This window comes from Streptomyces sp. NPDC020845, from assembly GCF_044334165.1.
GTDB lineage: Bacteria > Actinomycetota > Actinomycetes > Streptomycetales > Streptomycetaceae > Streptomyces.
Map to the genome: position 1 here is coordinate 195444 of NZ_JBIRSJ010000007.1, position 18313 is coordinate 213756.

Sequence of the window (18313 nt, forward strand, 5' to 3'; positions counted from 1 at the left end):
CGGGTGCGGGCGGCGGGCCTTCGGGCTGTCGCTTGCCCAGGGGTCCTTCTCCTTGCTGTCTGACGGCTGTGATGCGCCGGTGGGCGGGCCGCTCACCCGAGCGGGTGCCACGGCCCGTGCCTCTTCCAGCGTACTTGTCGGACCGTGGGTTACTTGACGACCGACAGCGGCAGCAGCTTCCTGCCGGTCGGTCCGATCTGGATCTGGGTGTCCATCTGCGGGCAGACGCCGCAGTCGAAGCACGGGGTCCAGCGGCAGTCGTCGACCTCGGTCTCGTCGAGCGCGTCCTGCCAGTCCTCCCAGAGCCAGTCCTTGTCGAGACCGGAGTCCAGGTGATCCCAGGGCAGGACCTCTTCATAGCCGCGCTCGCGGGTGGTGTACCAGTCGACGTCCACGCCGAACTCGGGCAGCGTCCGCTCGGCGCACTCCATCCAGCGGTCGTAGCTGAAGTGCTCGCGCCAGCCGTCGAAGCGGCCGCCGTCCTCGTAGACGGCGCGGATGACCGCGCCGATCCGGCGGTCGCCGCGGGAGAGCAGGCCCTCGACGATGCCCGGCTTGCCGTCGTGGTAGCGGAAGCCGATGGAGCGGCCGTACTTCTTGTCGCCGCGGATCTTCTCCCGCAGCTTCTCCAGGCGCGCGTCCGTCTCCTCGGCGCTGAGCTGCGGCGCCCACTGGAAGGGGGTGTGCGGCTTGGGGACGAAGCCGCCGATCGAGACGGTGCAGCGGATGTCGTTCTTACCGGAGACCTCGCGGCCCTTGGCGATGACCTTCGTCGCCATGTCGGCGATCTGCAGCACGTCCTCGTCGGTCTCGGTCGGCAGACCGCACATGAAGTAGAGCTTCACCTGCCGCCAGCCGTTGCCGTACGCGGTGGCGACGGTCCTGATCAGGTCGTCTTCGGAGACCATCTTGTTGATGACCTTGCGGATGCGCTCACTGCCGCCCTCGGGGGCGAAGGTGAGGCCGGAGCGGCGGCCGTTGCGGGTGAGCTCGTTGGCGAGGTCGATGTTGAAGGCGTCCACCCGGGTCGACGGGAGCGACAGGCCGATCTTGTCTTCCTGGTAGCGGTCGGCCAGGCCCTTGGCGATGTCGCCGATCTCGGTGTGGTCCGCCGAGGACAGGGACAGCAGGCCGACCTCCTCGAAGCCGGTGGCCTTGAGGCCGCGGTCCACCATCTCGCCGATGCCGGTGATGGACCGCTCGCGCACCGGGCGGGTGATCATGCCCGCCTGGCAGAAGCGGCAGCCGCGCGTGCAGCCGCGGAAGATCTCGACGGACATCCGCTCATGGACCGTCTCGGCGAGCGGCACCAGCGGCTGCTTGGGGTACGGCCACTCGTCCAGGTCCATCACGGTGTGCTTGGACACCCGCCACGGCACACCGGAGCGGTTCGGCACGACGCGGGAGATCCGGCCGTCGGGCAGGTACTCCACGTCGTAGAACCTGGGCACATAGACCCCGCCGGTACGGGCGAGGCGGAACAGCACCTCGTCCCGGCCACCGGGGCGGCCCTCGGCCTTCCAGGCGCGGACGATCTCGGTCATCTCCAGGACGGCCTGCTCGCCGTCGCCGATCACCGCGCAGTCGATGAAGTCCGCGATCGGCTCGGGGTTGAACGCGGCATGGCCACCCGCGACCACGATGGGGTGGTCGTCGCCGCGGTCCGCGGCGACGAGCGGGATCCCGGCCAGGTCGAGCGCGGTGAGCATGTTGGTGTAGCCGAGCTCGGTGGAGAAGGAGAGCCCGAAGAGGTCGAACGCCGCGACCGGGCGGTGCGAGTCGACGGTGAACTGCGGCACCTTCTGCTCGCGCATCAGCGCTTCCAGGTCCGGCCAGACGCTGTACGTGCGCTCCGCGAGCACGCCCTCGCGCTCATTCAGCACCTCGTAAAGGATCATGACGCCCTGGTTGGGCAGACCGACCTCGTACGCGTCCGGGTACATGAGCGCCCAGCGGACGTCGCAGCTGTCCCAGTCCTTGACGGTGGAGTTCAGCTCCCCGCCTACGTACTGGATCGGCTTCTGCACATGCGGGAGCAGGGCCTCGAGCTGCGGAAAGACCGACTCGACAGACATCCGGGAGACCTTCGTGAGCTGGCAAGGGTGACCCTCAAGCCTAACCCGCCCGGCGGACACCCTTAACGCCGCTCACAGCGGCCCCTTTCCGGCCCTTCCGGCCCTTCCGGCCCATTTCCGAGCCTTCCGGCCATACCCGCGTATCACGGCCGCAGCGCCGCCCGGTGCTCCTTGCGCGAGACCTCGGCCCACAGCGCGGGCAGCTCCGCCTCCCGCCGGGCGGCCAGCGCCTCCTCCCGCCCGTACATGACGCCGAAGGTGAAGTCCCGCTCCCCGGCGGCGTGCGCCTGCTCGGCCAGTTCGCGCAGGGCGTCGCGCGCGACGCAGCTGTCCTGGTGGTCGCCGAGCAGATCCTGGAGGTCGGTCATGAGGCCCGCGAACGCCTTCGCGGGCTTGCCGAGCGCGGGGCGGGCTGCCTCGGCGGCGTAGCGGGCGCGCTTGGCCTTCTTACGGGCGTCGTGCATGGTGATGTCCCGGTCGTGCCCGGGGGGAGCGGCGAGGGCGGTGGCGACGAGGGCGGCGAGCCGTTCGTAGTCGCGCAGCACGGCCGCGAGGATCACGTCCTCGGCCGGGCGGGCCGCAGCGGGCCGCAGCGGCGGGGTGGCGGACAGCGTGTCCAGGGTGGTGAGCAGGGCGAGGTGGCGCTCGCCGTCGAGCACGCCGATCAGCCGCTCGCGCGAGCCGCGGCGGCTCGTCTGCGACCAGGTGCTCAGCCGCTCGGACACCGGGCCGGTGCGCAGCTCGTCCGGGAGCTCGGCCAGCCGCTCCTCGAGCCGGGCGGTGAGCACTTCCCGGTCGCGGTCGATGCCGAGCTCGCAGGCCAGCCACTTCAGCTCGTCGCCGACAGGGTCCGTGACGGCCCGGTCCAGCACCTTGCGGTACGAGCGGAAGCAGCTGCGCAGCCGGCGGGTGGCGACGCGCATACGGTGCACGGAGTCGGGCACGTCAAGGCGTACGGCGGGGTCGAGCGAGACGATGGCGGCGATCTGGGCGCGGACGTAGTCGAGGATCACATCGCCCGCCGTGGGCTCGGCCACCTTCTTCCCCTTCTTACCCTTCTTACCCTCCTCACCCGCCTTGCCCGCCTTGCTGGCCACGCCCGTCTCGGCCAGCGCCCTGGCCAGCTTGGACGGGGCAGCCGACCGGCGCAGCCCCGCCTCCGTCAGATGCGACTCGAGCGCGTCGAGGAACGCCGGGTCGCCGCCCGGGGCGAGCTCCGTCTCGACCTCCGTCCACTCCACCGGATCGCCCGGCTCCGGGGTCAGCCGGCGCGCCGTGACGTGGTCGGCGGACAGCTCGGCGAGCAGGGCGCCATCGGCGTCCACGAGGTGTCTGACGTTCCGTTCGGACACCAGGCGGACCAGCGGTACGAGCGCCTGGTCGCGGACGCGGGAGCGGACGAGGGCCGCGAGCTCGGCGGGCAGCGTGTCCGACAGCGGGGCGCGGATCTCGTCGCGGGTGTCCGGTCCGGCCGGCAACTTGAGGTGCCACCCGGCGTCGCTGCCGCCGGTGCGGCGGCGCAGCGTGATGCCGTCCGCCGCGAGCCGCTGGTCGACGGTGTCGTAGTACGTGGCGTCCAAAGTGGCCACGCCCTTGTCCACGACCTCCGCGACGCCGACGGCCCCGGTCACATCGGGGAGCCGGCCGTCGTCGGGAGCCTCGTACTTACGCTCGATCTCACGCACCGTGTCCGCCATGACGTGAATGTACTGCCCTGTGGCGTTTGAGGGCAGCCCCCTGTGGCGGGCGAACCGTACGGCAGGCCGGCGACGGGGCGTCAGGCCGATACGGGGCGCTGCACCCGGATCGACTGCAGCAGACCGACCGCTATCCACACGGCGAACATCGACGACCCGCCGTACGAGACGAACGGCAGCGGCAGACCGGCCACCGGCATGATGCCCAGCGTCATGCCGATGTTCTCGAACGCCTGGAAGGCGAACCAGGCGATGATCCCGGCGGCGACGACCGTGCCGTACAGCTCGGAGGTGTCCCGCGCGATCCGGCAGGCGCGCCACAACACGACGCCCAGCAGCACGATGATCAGGCCCGCGCCGAGGAAGCCCAGCTCCTCCCCCGCGACCGTGAAGACGAAGTCGGTCTGCTGCTCGGGCACGAACTGGCCGGTGGTCTGGGTGCCGTGGAACAGGCCCTTGCCGGTGAGGCCGCCCGAGCCGATCGCGATCCGCGCCTGGTTGGTGTTGTAGCCGACGCCCGCCGGGTCGAGGGCCGGGTTGGCGAAGGCGGCGAAGCGGTCGATCTGGTACTGGTCGAGCACGCCGAGCTGCCAGATGAGGACCGCGCCGATGACGGCCGCGCCGATCAGCCCCACCACCCAGCGGTTGGAGGCGCCCGAGGAGAGCAGCACGGCGAGCACGATGACCGCCATCACCATCACCGAGCCGAGGTCCGGCATCAGCAGCACGATCGCGATGGGCAGCGCGGCGAGCCCGAGGGCCTGGACGACGGTGCGGTGGTCCGGGTGGACCCGGTCCCCCGCGTCCACGCGCGCGGCCAGCAGCATCGCCATCCCCAGAATGATGGTGATCTTGGCGAACTCGGACGGCTGGAGGGAGAAGCCGCCGCCGATCACGATCCAGGCGTGCGCGCCGTTGATCGTCGAGCCGAGCGGGGTGAGGACGGCGAGGACGAGCACCACGGACAGCGCGTACAGCACGGGCACGGCCCCGCGCAGCGTGCGGTGGCCGAGCCAGATCGTGGCGATCGCGAGGACCAGCCCGATGCCGGTGTTCATGGCGTGCCGGATCAGAAAGTAGTACGGGTCGCCCTGGTTGAGCTCGGTGCGGTTGCGGGTGGCGGAGTAGACGAGGACGGTGCCGATGGCGGACAGGGCGAGCGCGGCGAACAGCAGTACCCAGTCCAGCCGGCGCACGATCGAGTCGCGCGCCATGAGCTTGCCCCAAGTGCCGCGCTCAGGCGTGAACCGCCGCGTGGTGTACGTATGCGTGGACGCACTCATGACAGCTGCTCCCGCCTTCCGACCACCGCGATCGGCTTGCCCAGCGGCTGGGCCTGGATGGTGCCATCGGAGTCGATCTTGGGCAGGGTCGCCTGGGGGTGGGGCAGCAGCGCCTTCTTGTTGTCGATGCCGCCCTTGGCGTCGACCCCGTAGAGCGCGTTGTAGATGTTGCGCACGGCGGGGCCGGAGGCGCCGGAGCCGGTACCACCCTGGGAGATCGTCATGACGATCGAGTAGTCCTTGGTGTACGTCGCGAACCACGAGGTCGTCTGCTTGCCGTAGACCTCGGCCGTACCCGTCTTGGCGTGCATCGGGATCTTGTCCTGCGGCCAGCCGCCGAATCGCCAGGCGGCGGTGCCGCGGGTCGCGACTCCCGCGAGGGCCTTGTCTATCTTGTCGCGCGTGCCCTGGGTCATCGGCAGCTTGCCGTGCGACTTGGGCTTGATCTGCTGGACCTTCTTGCCGTCGGCGCTGACGATCGCCTTGCCGATGGTCGGGTCGTAGAGCGTGCCGCCGTTGCTGATCGCGGCGTAGATGGTGGCCATCTGGATCGGGGTGACGAGCGTGTCGCCCTGGCCGATGGAGTAGTTCACGGAGTCACCGGCGCGCATCTTCATGCCTTCGAGGCAGTTCTCGTAGGCGATCCGCTGGCCGTAGTTCCCGCTCTTCTTGCCGTACTTGCACCAGGCGTTCTTGTTGGCCTTCCAGTAGTCCTTCTTCCACTGGCGGTCCGGGATCCGGCCAGTGACCTCGTTGGGGAGGTCGATGCCGGTCTCCTTGCCGAGGCCGAACTGGTGGGCGGTCTTGTAGAACCAGTCCGCCGGGTGCTTCTTGGGCTTGTTGCCGCCGTCCTTCTGCCACTGCTTGTACGAGAGGTCGTAGAACACGGTGTCGCAGGACACCTCGAGCGCCCGGCCGAGGCTGATCGGCCCGTAGCCCTTCGACTCGAAGTTCTTGAAGACCTGGCCGCCGATGTTGAAGGAGCTGCTGCAGTTGTAGTTGCCGTCGAAGGGGTAGCCGGCGTTGACCGCCGCCGTGGTCGGGACCACCTTGAAGATCGAGCCGGGGGCCGACTGGCCCTGGATCGCCCGGTTCAGCAGCGGATAGTTGGAGCTCTTGCCGGTGAGCTTCTTGTAGTCCTTGCCGGAGATGCCGCCGACCCAGGCGTTGGGGTCGTACGTCGGGTTGGAGGCCATCGCGACCACCCGGCCCGTCTTCGCCTCCATGACCACGACCGCGCCCGCGTCCGCCTCGTACCTGCGGCCGGTGTTCCGGTCCATCTCCTTGCGGGCGTCCTTCATCGCCTGGGCCAGCTCCTTCTCGGCCACGGCCTGCACCCGGGCGTCGATGCTGGTGACGACGTTGGCGCCGGGCTGGGCCTTCTGGCTCTCGGCCTGGCCGATGACCCGGCCGAGGTTGTCGACCTCGTAGCGGGTCACCCCGGCCTTGCCGCGCAGCTCGTCGTCGTACTCGCGCTCCAGGCCGTTACGGCCGATCTGGTCGGAGCGGAGCAGCGGCGAATGGCTGTCCTCAGCCTTCTTGATCTCCTCGTCGGTGACCGGGGAGAGATAGCCGAGCACCTGGGCGGCGTTGGCGTCGCCGGGAGCGGCGTAGCGGCGCACGGCGGTGGGCTCCGCGCTTATCCCGGGGAAGTCCTCTTCGCGCTCGCGGATCTGCAGGGCCTGCTTGGGGCTGGCCTCGTCGGTGATGGGGATGGGCTGGTAGGGCGAACCGTTCCAGCAGGGCTGGGGCGTCTTGGCGTCGCACAGCCGGACCTTGTCCATCACGTCCTTGGGCTTCATGTCCAGGACACCCGCCAGGCGGGTGAGGACGGCCTTCCCGTCGTCCTTCATCTTCATCAGCTCGGTGCGGCTGGCGGAGACGACCAGACGGGTCTCGTTGTCGGCGAGCGGCACCCCGCGGGCGTCCAGTATCGAGCCGCGCACGGCGGGGTGGACGACCTGCTGGACGTGGTTGTTGGCGGCTTCGGCGGTGTATTCGTCGCCGTTGCGGATCTGGAGGTACCAGAGGCGGCCGCCGAGCGTGAGCAGCAGCGAGAAGACGAGGATCTGGATGGCGACGAGCCGGATGGTGACGCGCGGCGTCCGCCCGGTCTCGGGGATGTTACTCACAGCGGCCCCCACTGGTTGTTCGGCCGGGGGTACGGGGGTTGCCCCCGGAAGAACGCAGCCTCACAGCGGCCCCCACTGGTTGTTCAGCCGGGAGTACGGCCCGCGGCGCAGCCGCTGTCGGGCGCAGTGTCCCCCGGAAGAACGCAGCCTCACAGCGGCCCCCACTGGTTGTTCGGCCGGGGGTACGGGGGTTGCCCCCGGAAGAACGCAGCCTCACAGCGGCCCCCACTGGTTGTTCGGCCGAGGGTACGGCCCGCGGCGCAGCCGCTGTCGGGCGCAGTGTCCCCCGGAAGAACGCAGCCTCACAGCGGCCCCCCACGCAATGTCAGAACGCGGCCTCACAGGCGCTTGACCCCCTTGAGGCGTCCCGTCCCCCGGTTGGCGGCCTTCATCAGGAGGCCGCCGCGCTGGCTGCCGATGCGGGAGCCGCCGGAGTTGTCGGCCATCGGGTCGTTCTCGCTCTTTCTGGCCATCCCCATGATCAGTGGCACCGTGAACGGCGCCAGCAGCAGGTCGTACAGCGCCGCGGTGAACAGCAGCTTGCTCAGGCCCGCATGGCGGGCGGCGTCGTCGCTGACGAGCTGGCCGACGCCCGCGTACAGCAGCGTGCTGCCGATGGCCGCCGCGACGACCACCAGCATCGGCCCGGTGGCCGACCTCAGCTGGCCGGTCTCGGGCTTGGCGAGGCCCGCCAGATAGCCGATGACGCACAGCACCAGGGCGTAGCGCCCGGCCGCGTGGTCGGCGGGCGGGGCGAGGTCGGCGAGCAGGCCGGCGCCGAAGCCGATGAGCGCGCCGCCGGTGTGGCCGTAGACGAGCGCGAGGCCGAGGACGACGAGCAGCAGCAGATCGGGGACCGCGCCGGGCAGCTGGAGCCGGGCGAGTACGCAGACCTGGACGACGAGGGCGATGACCACGAGAAGGGTCGACAGCAGGACCCGGTTCAGACGCAGCATCGGTCAGCTCCTGTTGGCGGAGGCGCTCGGCGACGAGGACGGTTTGACCGTGACGGTGACCGTGGGCGCCGGCTTGGGCTTGGCGGGCTTGGGCGGCAGCACGGTGTCCCGCGGGTTCTCGCGCGGCGGTTCGACGACGACGCCCACGATGTCGAGCTTGGTGAAGCCCACGTACGGGCGCACCAGCAGGGTGCGGGTCAGATCGCCGCCCGAGGGGTCGACGCGGACCACCTCGCCGACCGGTACGCCGGGCACGAACGGCTTGTTGGCGCGGGAGCCGAAGGTGACGAGCCGGTCGCCCTTCTTGATCTTGGCCTTGCCGTTGAGGAGCTGGACGCGCAGCGAGCGGTCGCCCTGGCCGTTGGCGAAGCCGAGCTCGCCGGACTTCTCCATGCGGGTGCCGACGGTGAAGTCCGGGTCGATGGCCAGCACCACGGTGGCGGTCGACGGGCCGACGGTGGTGACCCGGCCGACCAGGCCGTCGCCGTTGATGACGGTCATATCGCGGCGGATGCCGTCCTTGCTGCCCACGTCGATGGTGACGGTCCAGGAGAAGCCCTGGGCCGCTCCTATGGCGATGACCTGGGCGCCCTTGACGCCGTACTGGCCGGCGCCCGCGGTCTTGCGCAGCTTGTCCAGCTCGACGACGCGGGCGCGGTTGCGGGCGTCGCTGCCGAGCCGCTGCTTGAGCTCGGCGTTCTCCCGCTCCAGTGCGCTGATCCGGTCGTGCCGCTCGTCGGAGTCCCGTACGGCCGACACGGCGTTGCCGATCGGGTCGACCGCGGAGGCGACCCCTTCCTCGACCGGCCCGAAGACGGACGCGGCGGCCTGGCGGGCGCCGTCGAGGGGCGAATCCTCGCCGCCGCGGATATCCACCGTGATCAGTGCGAACGCGATGGCGACCAGCAGCACCAGGAGCAGCCGGCTCTCTCGTGTGTCCCTCACGTGCGGCGACGTGCCTTCCTCGTCGGAGTCGGACCGGCTACGGCTTTGTTGTGTTTTCTCAACGGCTGCCGGTCATGGGGAGCCATATGCCTGTATATCAGTGAACCGCCGCTCCGCCGTACGGGAAGTCGGCCCCCCGTACGGCGGATTCACCGGATCGTCATCTGCGGGGCTGGGCGTCCAGCACCTGCTGCAGCGCCTCGAACTCCTCGACGCATTTGCCGGAGCCGAGCGCGACCGAGTCCAGCGGGTCCTCGGCGATGTGGATCGGCATACCGGTCTCCTGGCGCAGCCGCTGGTCGAGGCCGCGCAGCAGGGCGCCGCCGCCGGTGAGCACGATGCCGCGGTCCATGACGTCGCCCGACAGCTCGGGCGGGCACTTGTCGAGCGTGGTCTTGACCGCGTCGACGATCGCGTTGACCGGCTCCTCCATGGCCTTGCGGACCTCGGCGGCGGAGATCACAACGGTCTTGGGGAGGCCGCTGACCAGGTCACGGCCGCGGATCTCGGTGTGCTCCTCCTCCTTGCCCTCGAAGGCGGAGCCGATCGTGATCTTGATGTTCTCGGCGGTGCGTTCGCCGAGCAGAAGGCTGTACTCCTTCTTGATGTGCTGGATGATCGCGTTGTCCAGCTCGTCGCCCGCCACCCGGATGGACTGTGCGGTGACGATTCCGCCGAGCGAGATGACCGCGACCTCGGTGGTGCCGCCGCCGATGTCCACGACCATGTTGCCGGTGGCCTCGTGGACGGGGAGGCCGGAGCCGATGGCGGCGGCCATGGGCTCCTCGATGATGTGCACCTGGCGGGCGCCCGCCTGGGTGGATGCCTCGATGACGGCGCGGCGCTCGACGCCGGTGATACCGGAGGGCACGCAGACGACGACCCGGGGACGGGCGAGATAGCGGCGCTTGTGGATCTTCAGGATGAAGTAGCGCAGCATCCGCTCGGTGATCTCGAAGTCGGCGATCACGCCGTCCTTGAGCGGGCGCACGGCCACGATGTTGCCAGGGGTGCGGCCGATCATCTTCTTCGCCTCGGCGCCCACCGCGAGGATTCCGCCGGTGTTGGTGTTGATGGCGACGACGGACGGCTCGTTGAGGACGATCCCGCGGCCCCTGACGTACACCAGCGTGTTGGCGGTCCCGAGGTCGACAGCCATGTCACGGCCGATGAACGACATGTTGTTCCCCATGAGGATGCGTCAGGCCTTCCCACTTGAAGCGTTTGCTTTTTGAGGTCGGCAGGATGTGGTGCGCTGCGAGGCGCGGAAGCTCTCATCGTAGTCACGCCCGCTCGAACACGCTGCGGGGGTCCTCCGCCATTGTCAGCAGAACACGGGCCCGCCCCCTGCTAATGGTGACGTCGTGTCGCGGGGATGCGTTCCCCCGATCGGCCCGCATATGCCAAAGGGCGGCCGAACAATATCGGCCGCCCCAGGCCAGGAGGGGTGACGATGTGATGAACGGTCAGCGATGAAGGTCAGGCGAGCCCGGGGAAGAAAATCTTGATCTCCCGCAGGGCCGACTCTTCGGAGTCGGAGGCGTGGATCAGGTTCTCCCGCACGATCGTGCCGAAGTCGCCGCGGATGGAGCCCGGCGCCGCGGCGATCGGGTCGGTCGGCCCCGCCAGCGCCCGTACGCCCTCGATGACGCGCTCGCCCTCGACGACCAGCGCGACGACCGGGCCGGAGGCCATGAACTCCACCAGCGGCTCGTAGAACGGCTTGCCCACGTGCTCGGCGTAGTGCTGCTCCAGAACGTCGCGGCCGAGCTCACGCAGCTCCAGCGCGCTGATCGTCCAGCCCGCCTTCTTCTCGATGCGGCTCAGGACCTCGCCGATCAGTCCGCGTCGTACGGCGTCGGGCTTCAGAAGGACGAGCGTGCGCTGGGTCACTACGAGAACTCCTTTGGAACGTGGCATGCGGGTGATGCTGTGCCGCCGAGGCTACATGGGTGAACGACGGCCACGTTACGCAGTGTCAGCAGGGGCGGCGGCGAAGCGCGCCTTGGCCTCGTCGACCTTGCGGCCGAAGTGGACCGAGGCCCACCACAGCGCGGCGAAGGCCGCGCCCAGGATGTACATGGTGGTGACGATCGTGCCGCTCAGCACCAGGCCGATCTGCAGGGCCCAGCCGATGTGCACCGCGCCGGGGCGGCCGAGCATCCCGCACAGCAGGACGCACAGCGCCATGGCGATACCGCTGACCGTCCACACCGTGGTCGCGGACAGACCGGAGGTCTTCATGGCCACCAGCCCGGCGAAGCCGATCACAAAGAATTCACCGATCAAGGTGGACGCGCAGAGCGTTCGCATTTCAGCCCTTTCCCAGGAGCAGCCGGGCCTCGCCGACCGTGATCACCGACCCGGCCACCAGCACGCCCGCGCCGGAGTACTCGCCTTCTTCCTCGGCGAGCGTGATCGCCGCCTCCAGGGCGTCGTCCAGCCGCGGCTCGACCTGCACCCGGTCCACGCCGAAGACCTCCACGGCGATGGCGGCCAGCTCGTCCGCGTCCATCGCGCGCTGGGTGGAGTTGCGAGTGATCACCACCTCGGCGAAGATCGGCTCAAAGGCCTCCAGGAGGCCGCGGACATCCTTGTCGCCGCTCGCGCCGACCACACCGATCAGCCTGCTGAAGCCGAACGCCTCGGTGACCGCCTCGGCCGCCGCCCGCGCGCCGGCCGGGTTGTGCGCGGCGTCCAGGACCACGGTCGGGCTGCGGCGCACGACCTCGAGGCGGCCCGGGGAGGTGACGGAGGCGAAGGCGGTCCGGACGGTCTCGAGGTCGAGCGTGCGGGCGTGCTCCGAGCCGACGCCGAAGAACGCCTCCACGGCGGCCAGCGCCACCGCCGCGTTATGCGCCTGGTGGGCCCCGTACAGCGGGAGGAAGACCTCCGGATACTCACCGCCGAGGCCGCGCAGGGTCAGCAGCTGACCGCCGACCGCCACCTCGCGGGAGAGCACGCCGAACTCCATGCCCTCGCGGGCGACCGTGGCATCCACCTCGACCGCGCGCTTGAGGACCACCGACGCGGCCTCCAGCGGCTGCTGCGCCAGCACCACCGTGGAGTCCTGCTTGACTATCCCGGACTTCTCGGTGGCGATCTGCTCCGGTGTGGTGCCCAGCCGGTCGGTGTGGTCCAGCGAGATCGGCATGATCACCGCGACCCCGGCGTCGATCACATTGGTGGCGTCCCAGACTCCGCCCATGCCGACCTCGACCACCGCGATATCGACCGGCGCATCGGCGAACGCCGCGTACGCCATGGCGGTGAGCACCTCGAAGAACGAGAGCCGGTGCTCCTGCGAGGCGTCGACCATGTCGATGTACGGCTTGATGTCCCGGTACGTCTCGATGAACCGCTCGGCGGAGATCGGCGCCCCGTCCAGGCTGATCCGCTCGGTGATCGACTGGACGTGCGGGCTGGTGTAGCGGCCGGTGCGCAGCTCGAAGGCGCCCAGCAGCGACTCGATCATGCGGGCGGTGCTGGTCTTGCCGTTCGTCCCGGTGATGTGGATCGAGGGGTACGCGCGCTGCGGGGAGCCGAGGATGTCCATCAGCGCCTCGACGCGCACCAGCGAGGGGTCCAGCTTGGTCTCGGGCCAGCGCCCCGCGAGCTCCGTCTCCACCTCCCGCAGCGCCCGGTCCAGCTCCGGGTCGGCCGGGCGGGCGGGCACGCCGTCCCCCTGCGGCGGCCCCGACTGGGTCCGCAGCGTCCGGCTGCCGGCCTCGATCACGGCGAGATCGGGGTCGCGGTCGGTCTCGGCTCCGACGATCTCGTCGAATTCGTCCGGTTCGTTCTGGGGGCTCTCGCTCACGGTGACAGTCTACGAGGGGCCCCTGACAATCCCCGCGGCCCCGGCGGCCCAGGCCTCAGCCCAGCGCCGCCTTCATCACCGACTTGGCGATCGGCCCGGCCAGGCCGCCGCCGGAGATGTCGGCGCGGGCCGCGCCGCTGTCCTCGACCACCACCGCGACCGCGATCTGATGGCCTTGCCCGTCAGCCGCGTAACTCACGAACCACGCGTACGGGTTGGCGCTGTTGTGCTCGCCGTGCTGTGCGGTGCCGGTCTTGCCGCCGACCGTCACCCCTGGTATGCGCGCGCTGGTGCCGGTGCCCCGCTCCACCACCGTCTGCATCGCGGACCGCAGCTGCTCGGCCGTGGCGGGCGACATGGCCCGGCTGTACGCGGCGGGCTCGGTCTTGTCCAGGGTGCCCCCGCTTCCGTCGGTGGTGCGGTCGACCAGATACGGCTTCATCAGCGTGCCGCCGTCGGAGATGGCAGCGGAGACCATGGCCATCTGCAGCGGGGTCGCGGTGACGTCGAACTGGCCCATGCCGCTCAGGGCGGTCTGCGAGGCGTCCATGCCGCTGGGGTAGACGCTCTTGGCGGCGCGCACCGGGATGTCGAGCCCGGAGTCGTCGAACCCCAGCTTCTTCGCCTGGGCCGCCACCTTGGACTGCCCCAGGTCGACCGCCATCTTCGCGAACACCGTGTTGCACGAGTACTGCAGCGCGGTGCGTATCGTCGCGTTCTCACAAGGAGCCGACGCGCTCTCGTTGGTCATATCGGTGACCGTGCCGGGCAGCCGGTACGGATCGGGGCTCTTGGTCGGCTCGTCGACGGAGCCGTAGAGCCCGTCCTCCAGCGCCGCCGCGGCGACGACCAGCTTGAAGGCCGAGCCCGGCGGATAGGTCTGGCGCAGCGCGCGGTTGAGCATCGGCTGCTTGTCGTCCTTCTGCAGCGCGTCCCACGCCTTCTGGTCGGCGGCGGAGGAGCCCGCGAAGGTGCCGGGGTCATAGGAGGGGGTGCTGGCCAGGGCGAGGACCTTCCCCGTCTTCGGATCGAGGGCCACGACGGCGCCGGTCTTGCTGCCGAGCCCTTCGTACGCGGCCTTCTGCGCGGCGGGGTCGATGGTGGTGAGCACATCGCCCGCCGTGGCCCGCTGCCGGGTCAGCAGTTGGTCCGGGCCGGCCAGCCGGGAGTCCGAACCGTCAAGCACGCCCCGGTCCAGCGCCTCCAGCTGGGTGGTGCCGTACGTCTGCGAGGCGTAGCCGGTGACCGGCGCGTACAGCTCGCCGTCGGTGTAGGTCCGCTTGTACTTCAGGTCGCCGCTGGTGGCGGTGGAGCCGGTGACCGGCTTGCCGCCGACCAGGATGTCGCCGAGAGGCCTGGAGTACTCCTTGATGGCCGAGCGCACGTTGTGGGCGTTGTCGTCGAGGCTGCGCGCCCGGGCCACCTGGATCCAGGTGGCCCAGATGAGCAGGGCCAGCACGAGCAGCAGGCTGAACACGGAGGCGCGTCGCAGCGGCTTGTTCATGGTGACGGTGCTCCTTCCGGGACGTACGAGCGGATAACTCCCGGATCGGCGCTTTTGGTTCCCGGCTGTGACCCCGCACACGCGAAGCGCCCCCGCCGCCCTCGGCCTCTTCGGCTGAGGGGGGCGGGGGCGCTTGGCCGGTCGGCTGAGCGGTCAGCCCTGGGGCAGGGCCGCCAACTGGGCGGTGATCCGGGCGATATCGGCATCGGCCGTGGTCTGCCGCTGCCGGATCTTCTCCACGACGTGGTCGGGCGCCTTGGCCAGGAAGGCCTCGTTGTTCAGCTTGGCCGTGGTCTGCGCCTTGTCCTTCTCGGCCGCCGCGAGGTCCTTGGCCAGCCGCTTGCGCTCGGCCTCGACATCGATCGCGCCGGACAGGTCCAGGGCCACGGTCGCGCCCGCGACCGGCAGCGAGGCGGTGGCGGCGAAGCCCTCACCGGCAGGCTGAAGCCGCAGCAGCGAGCGCATGGCGTCCTCGTGGGCCGCCAGCGGGGTGCCGGACAGGTCGAGGCGCGCCGGGACCTTCTGGCCGGGCTGCAGGCCCTGGTCGGCCCGGAACCTGCGGACCTCGGTGACCACCTGCTGGAGCGTGGTGATCTCCTGCTCGGCGGCGGCGTCGCGGAAGCCGCTGTCGCGCGGCCAGTCGGCGATGACGACGGACTCCCGGCCGGTGAGCGCGGTCCACAGCTTCTCGGTGACGAACGGGACGACCGGGTGCAGCAGCCGCAGCATCACGTCCAGAACCTCGCCGAGCACCCGCCGGGACGCGTCGGCCGCCTCGCCGCCCTGGGCGAAGGTGGTCTTCGACAGCTCGACGTACCAGTCGAAGACCTCGTCCCACGCGAAGTGGTAGAGGACGTCCGACAACTTGGCGAACTGATAGTCCTCGTAGTACGCGTCGACCTCGGCGACCACCGTGTTCAGCCGGGACAGGATCCAGCGGTCGGCCGCCGACAGCCGCTCGGCGGCAGGCAGTTCGCCCTCGACCGTCGCGCCGTTCATCAGCGCGAAGCGCGTCGCGTTCCAGATCTTGTTGGCGAAGTTGCGGGACGCCTGGACCCAGTCCTCGCCGATCGGCACGTCCACACCGGGGTTGGCGCCCCGGGCGAGGGTGAAGCGGACCGCGTCCGAGCCGTACTGGTCCATCCAGTCCAGCGGGTTGACCGCGTTACCGAAGGATTTGGACATCTTCTTGCCGAACTGGTCGCGCACCATGCCGTGCAGGGCGATGGTGTGGAACGGCGGGGTGCCGTCCATCGCGTACAGGCCGAACATCATCATCCGGGCGACCCAGAAGAACAGGATGTCGTAGCCGGTGACCAGGACCGAGTTCGGATAGAACTTCCGCAGGCTGCCGGTGTCCTCCGGCCAGCCGAGCGTGGAGAACGGCCACAGGCCCGAGGAGAACCAGGTGTCCAGGACGTCGCTGTCCTGGTGCCAGCCCTCGCCGGACGGCGGCTGCTCGTCCGGTCCGACGCACACGACCTCGCCGTTCGGCCCGTACCAGACCGGGATCCGGTGGCCCCACCACAGCTGGCGGGAGATGCACCAGTCGTGGAGGTTGTCGACCCAGTCGAAGTAGCGCTTGGCCATGTCCTCCGGGTGGATCTTCACCCGGCCGTCGCGGACCGCGTCGCCCGCGGCCTTGGCCAGCGGGCCGACCTTGACCCACCACTGCATGGACAGCCGCGGCTCGATGGTCGTCTTGCAGCGCGAGCAGTGGCCGACGGAGTGGACGTACGGCCGCTTCTCGGCGACGATCCGGCCGTCGGCGCGCAGCGCGCCGACGATGGCGCTGCGGGCCTCCAGCCGGTCCAGGCCCTGGAAGGGGCCGTGGGCCGTGATGACCGCGTGCTCGTCCATGACGGTCAGGCTCGGCAGGCCGTGGCGCTGGCCGATCTCGAAGTCGTTCGGGTCGTGGGCCGGGGTGACCTTGACCGCGCCGGTGCCGAACTCCGGGTCGACGTGCTCATCGGCGACGACCGGGATGCGGCGGCCGGTGAGCGGCAGCTCGATCTCGGTGCCGATCAGGTGGCGGTAGCGCTCGTCGTCGGGGTGGACTGCGACCGCGGTGTCGCCGAGCATCGTCTCGGCGCGGGTCGTGGCCACGACGATCGACGCGTCGCCCTCCCCGTACCGGATCGAGACCAGCTCACCGTCGTCGTCCTGGTACTCCACCTCGATGTCGGAGATGGCCGTCAGACAGCGCGGGCACCAGTTGATGATCCGCTCGGCGCGGTAGATCAGCTCGTCGTCGTAGAGCTTCTTGAAGATGGTCTGGACGGCCTTGGACAGCCCCTCGTCCATCGTGAAGCGCTCGCGGTTCCAGGCGACACCGTCGCCCAGGCGCCTCATCTGGCCGGAGATCTGCCCGCCCGAGCTGGCCTTCCACTGCCACACCCGCTCGACGAACGCCTCGCGGCCCAGGTCGTGGCGGGAGACACCCTCCTTGGCGAGCTCGCGCTCCACGACGTTCTGCGTGGCGATACCGGCGTGGTCCATACCGGGCTGCCAGAGCGTCTCATAGCCCTGCATGCGCTTGCGTCGAGTGAGCGCATCGATGATGGTGTGCTCGAAGGCATGCCCGAGGTGCAGGGAGCCGGTGACGTTGGGCGGGGGGATGACGATGGTGTAGGGCTCTTTGCCGCTGTTCTCGTCCGCCTCGAAGTAACCGCGCTCTACCCAGCGCTCGTACAGCTGCCCCTCTACATCGGCCGGCGCGTACTGGGTCGGCAGTTCGGGGTGGCTGTTGGGCCCGCTGTCGGGGCGCTGCTGAGAGTTCTCGGTCACGAGCGCAGTCTAAAGGGCCGCGGCACTCCGTTACGAACAAGTTGTGGCCCCGCCGCAAAGGGAGGGCTTCCCGTCAGGAAGGATGTTGCGCACCTGTCATGCGCATCGAAGAGAGGGCACGATGAGCTACCACCAGCCGCCGCCGCAGCCCGGCCCCTACGGGGCGCAGCCGGGTCCGTACGGCGCCGGCCAGTCGCCCGTGCCCAATAATCCCTACACCCAGCAGCCCGGCTACGGCTATCCGCCCCAGGGCGGCCGGCCGGGCGGACAGCCCGGCGGGCAGTCGGGCGGCTACGGCGGCTCCGGTACGTACGGGGGCTACGGCCAGCCGAGCCCTTATGGCCAGCCGAATCCGTACGCCCAGCCACCACAGCAGCACATACCGCCGCAGCAGCAGATACCGGGCACCGGCTACGGCTATCCGCCGCCGCAGCCCCAGCCGCCCGTGCCGGGCCGCCGCCGGGGCAGAGCCGTGGGCATCGCGGTGGGCGTGGTGGTGGCCCTGGGGGCCGTGGCCGGCGGGGTCTACTACTTCGCGCTGGGCGGGGGCGATGACGGCCCGTTCAAGCTGACCACCCCGAAGACGGTCGCCGGCGACTACCAGCGCCAGGGGGCCGGCACGGACGAGAACGACCTGTCCGAGTCCGGCAAGAAGGACCTCCAGCAGGTGCCGGTCGTCAAGGATCCGCATCTGGTGGCGGCCGACTACCAGTCCTCCGGGAAGAACATGATGAAGTTCACCGGGGTCTGGGGCGATGTGACCGATCCGAAGCGGGGCGCGGACCTGTCCTTGGCGGTCATCGTCAAGGCGCTGCAGGACAACGGCACGGCGCAGGCCCAGGGCAGCGCCCAGGAGTTCTCCCCCGACGGCTTCGACGGGGACGTCCTGAAGTGCCAGACGTTGAAGTTCACCTCGGATCAGGGATCCGTCGAGGCACCCGCGTGCGTCTGGGGCGACAAGGACACCTTGGGCGTCACCGTGATGGTGGACCCGGCGGCCGCGGTCCTGGGCGGCGGGGGCATGTCACTGCGGGATGCCGCGGAGCTCACCGTCAAGGTACGCAAGGACGCGCGCGTGGAGATCGACGGCTAGATCAACAGCTAGCAACAACCGGCA

Annotated in this window: 13 protein-coding genes; 1 reads left to right on the forward strand and 12 read right to left on the reverse strand. The window is 70.0% G+C overall.

Features of this window, described 5'->3' with window-relative positions; genetic code table 11:
* Positions 1–149 precede the first annotated feature (149 nt).
* From ACH4U7_RS19465 to ACH4U7_RS19520, 12 genes are all read right to left on the reverse strand, one after another.
* Positions 150–2075 carry a TIGR03960 family B12-binding radical SAM protein gene (locus ACH4U7_RS19465; RefSeq protein WP_398529116.1) on the reverse strand — a complete coding sequence of 642 codons (1926 nt, stop codon included), beginning with the start codon at positions 2073–2075 and terminating at the stop codon, positions 150–152.
* 143 nt (positions 2076–2218) lie between these two features.
* Positions 2219–3772: a CHAD domain-containing protein gene (locus tag ACH4U7_RS19470; RefSeq protein ID WP_398529117.1), complete on the reverse strand. Its 1554-nt coding sequence runs from the start codon at positions 3770–3772 to the stop codon at positions 2219–2221.
* A gap of 80 nt (positions 3773–3852) precedes the next feature.
* Positions 3853–5055 carry a rod shape-determining protein RodA gene (rodA, locus tag ACH4U7_RS19475; RefSeq protein WP_398529118.1) on the reverse strand — a complete coding sequence of 401 codons (1203 nt, stop codon included), beginning with the start codon at positions 5053–5055 and terminating at the stop codon, positions 3853–3855.
* On the reverse strand, positions 5052–7187 hold the full coding sequence (mrdA, locus tag ACH4U7_RS19480) for a penicillin-binding protein 2 (protein WP_398529119.1): 2136 nt from the start codon (positions 7185–7187) through the stop codon (positions 5052–5054). Before mrdA ends, rodA begins: the two co-directional genes overlap by 4 nt.
* A 338-nt stretch (positions 7188–7525) precedes the next feature.
* The gene (gene mreD / locus ACH4U7_RS19485) at positions 7526–8140 is read right to left on the reverse strand and encodes a rod shape-determining protein MreD (protein WP_398529414.1); all 615 of its coding nucleotides are present in this window, start codon (positions 8138–8140) and stop codon (positions 7526–7528) included.
* Between the two features lie 6 nt (positions 8141–8146).
* Complete coding sequence (gene mreC / locus ACH4U7_RS19490) at positions 8147–9088, reverse strand: rod shape-determining protein MreC (protein WP_014179687.1); 942 nt, start codon at positions 9086–9088, stop codon at positions 8147–8149.
* 160 nt (positions 9089–9248) lie between these two features.
* Positions 9249–10268 (reverse strand): rod shape-determining protein, encoded by a 1020-nt coding sequence (locus ACH4U7_RS19495; protein ID WP_043491595.1) that lies wholly within the window; start codon positions 10266–10268, stop codon positions 9249–9251.
* 299 nt (positions 10269–10567) lie between these two features.
* Positions 10568–10981, reverse strand: a complete 414-nt coding sequence (gene ndk, locus ACH4U7_RS19500) for a nucleoside-diphosphate kinase (protein ID WP_398529120.1) — start codon at positions 10979–10981, stop codon at positions 10568–10570.
* 75 nt (positions 10982–11056) lie between these two features.
* Positions 11057–11401 carry a DUF4233 domain-containing protein gene (locus ACH4U7_RS19505; RefSeq protein WP_014179684.1) on the reverse strand — a complete coding sequence of 115 codons (345 nt, stop codon included), beginning with the start codon at positions 11399–11401 and terminating at the stop codon, positions 11057–11059.
* A gap of 1 nt (position 11402) precedes the next feature.
* Positions 11403–12905: a bifunctional folylpolyglutamate synthase/dihydrofolate synthase gene (locus tag ACH4U7_RS19510; RefSeq protein ID WP_398529121.1), complete on the reverse strand. Its 1503-nt coding sequence runs from the start codon at positions 12903–12905 to the stop codon at positions 11403–11405.
* A gap of 55 nt (positions 12906–12960) precedes the next feature.
* A complete protein-coding gene (locus tag ACH4U7_RS19515) occupies positions 12961–14409 on the reverse strand; it encodes a peptidoglycan D,D-transpeptidase FtsI family protein (RefSeq protein ID WP_398529122.1) in 1449 nt (482 codons plus the stop codon).
* 153 nt (positions 14410–14562) lie between these two features.
* Positions 14563–17196: a valine--tRNA ligase gene (locus ACH4U7_RS19520; protein WP_398529123.1), complete on the reverse strand. Its 2634-nt coding sequence runs from the start codon at positions 17194–17196 to the stop codon at positions 14563–14565.
* Between the two features lie 121 nt (positions 17197–17317).
* On the opposite strand from ACH4U7_RS19520, the gene ACH4U7_RS19525 reads away from it, so the two are divergent.
* On the forward strand, positions 17318–18289 hold the full coding sequence (locus ACH4U7_RS19525) for a hypothetical protein (RefSeq protein ID WP_398529124.1): 972 nt from the start codon (positions 17318–17320) through the stop codon (positions 18287–18289).
* The last annotated feature ends 24 nt before the right edge of the window (positions 18290–18313 follow it).

What these genes read in the sequence shown, in the direction of transcription:
- ACH4U7_RS19465 (WP_398529116.1), bottom strand. Translation starts at nt 2,075, where the DNA reads ATGTCTGTCGAGTCGGTCTTTCCGCAGCTCGAGGCCCTGCTCCCGCAT.
- ACH4U7_RS19495 (WP_043491595.1), bottom strand. Translation starts at nt 10,268, where the DNA reads ATGTCGTTCATCGGCCGTGACATGGCTGTCGACCTCGGGACCGCCAAC.
- ACH4U7_RS19470 (WP_398529117.1), bottom strand. Translation starts at nt 3,772, where the DNA reads ATGGCGGACACGGTGCGTGAGATCGAGCGTAAGTACGAGGCTCCCGAC.
- ACH4U7_RS19525 (WP_398529124.1), top strand. Translation starts at nt 17,318, where the DNA reads ATGAGCTACCACCAGCCGCCGCCGCAGCCCGGCCCCTACGGGGCGCAG.
- ACH4U7_RS19505 (WP_014179684.1), bottom strand. Translation starts at nt 11,401, where the DNA reads ATGCGAACGCTCTGCGCGTCCACCTTGATCGGTGAATTCTTTGTGATC.
- rodA (WP_398529118.1), bottom strand. Translation starts at nt 5,055, where the DNA reads ATGAGTGCGTCCACGCATACGTACACCACGCGGCGGTTCACGCCTGAG.
- ACH4U7_RS19515 (WP_398529122.1), bottom strand. Translation starts at nt 14,409, where the DNA reads ATGAACAAGCCGCTGCGACGCGCCTCCGTGTTCAGCCTGCTGCTCGTG.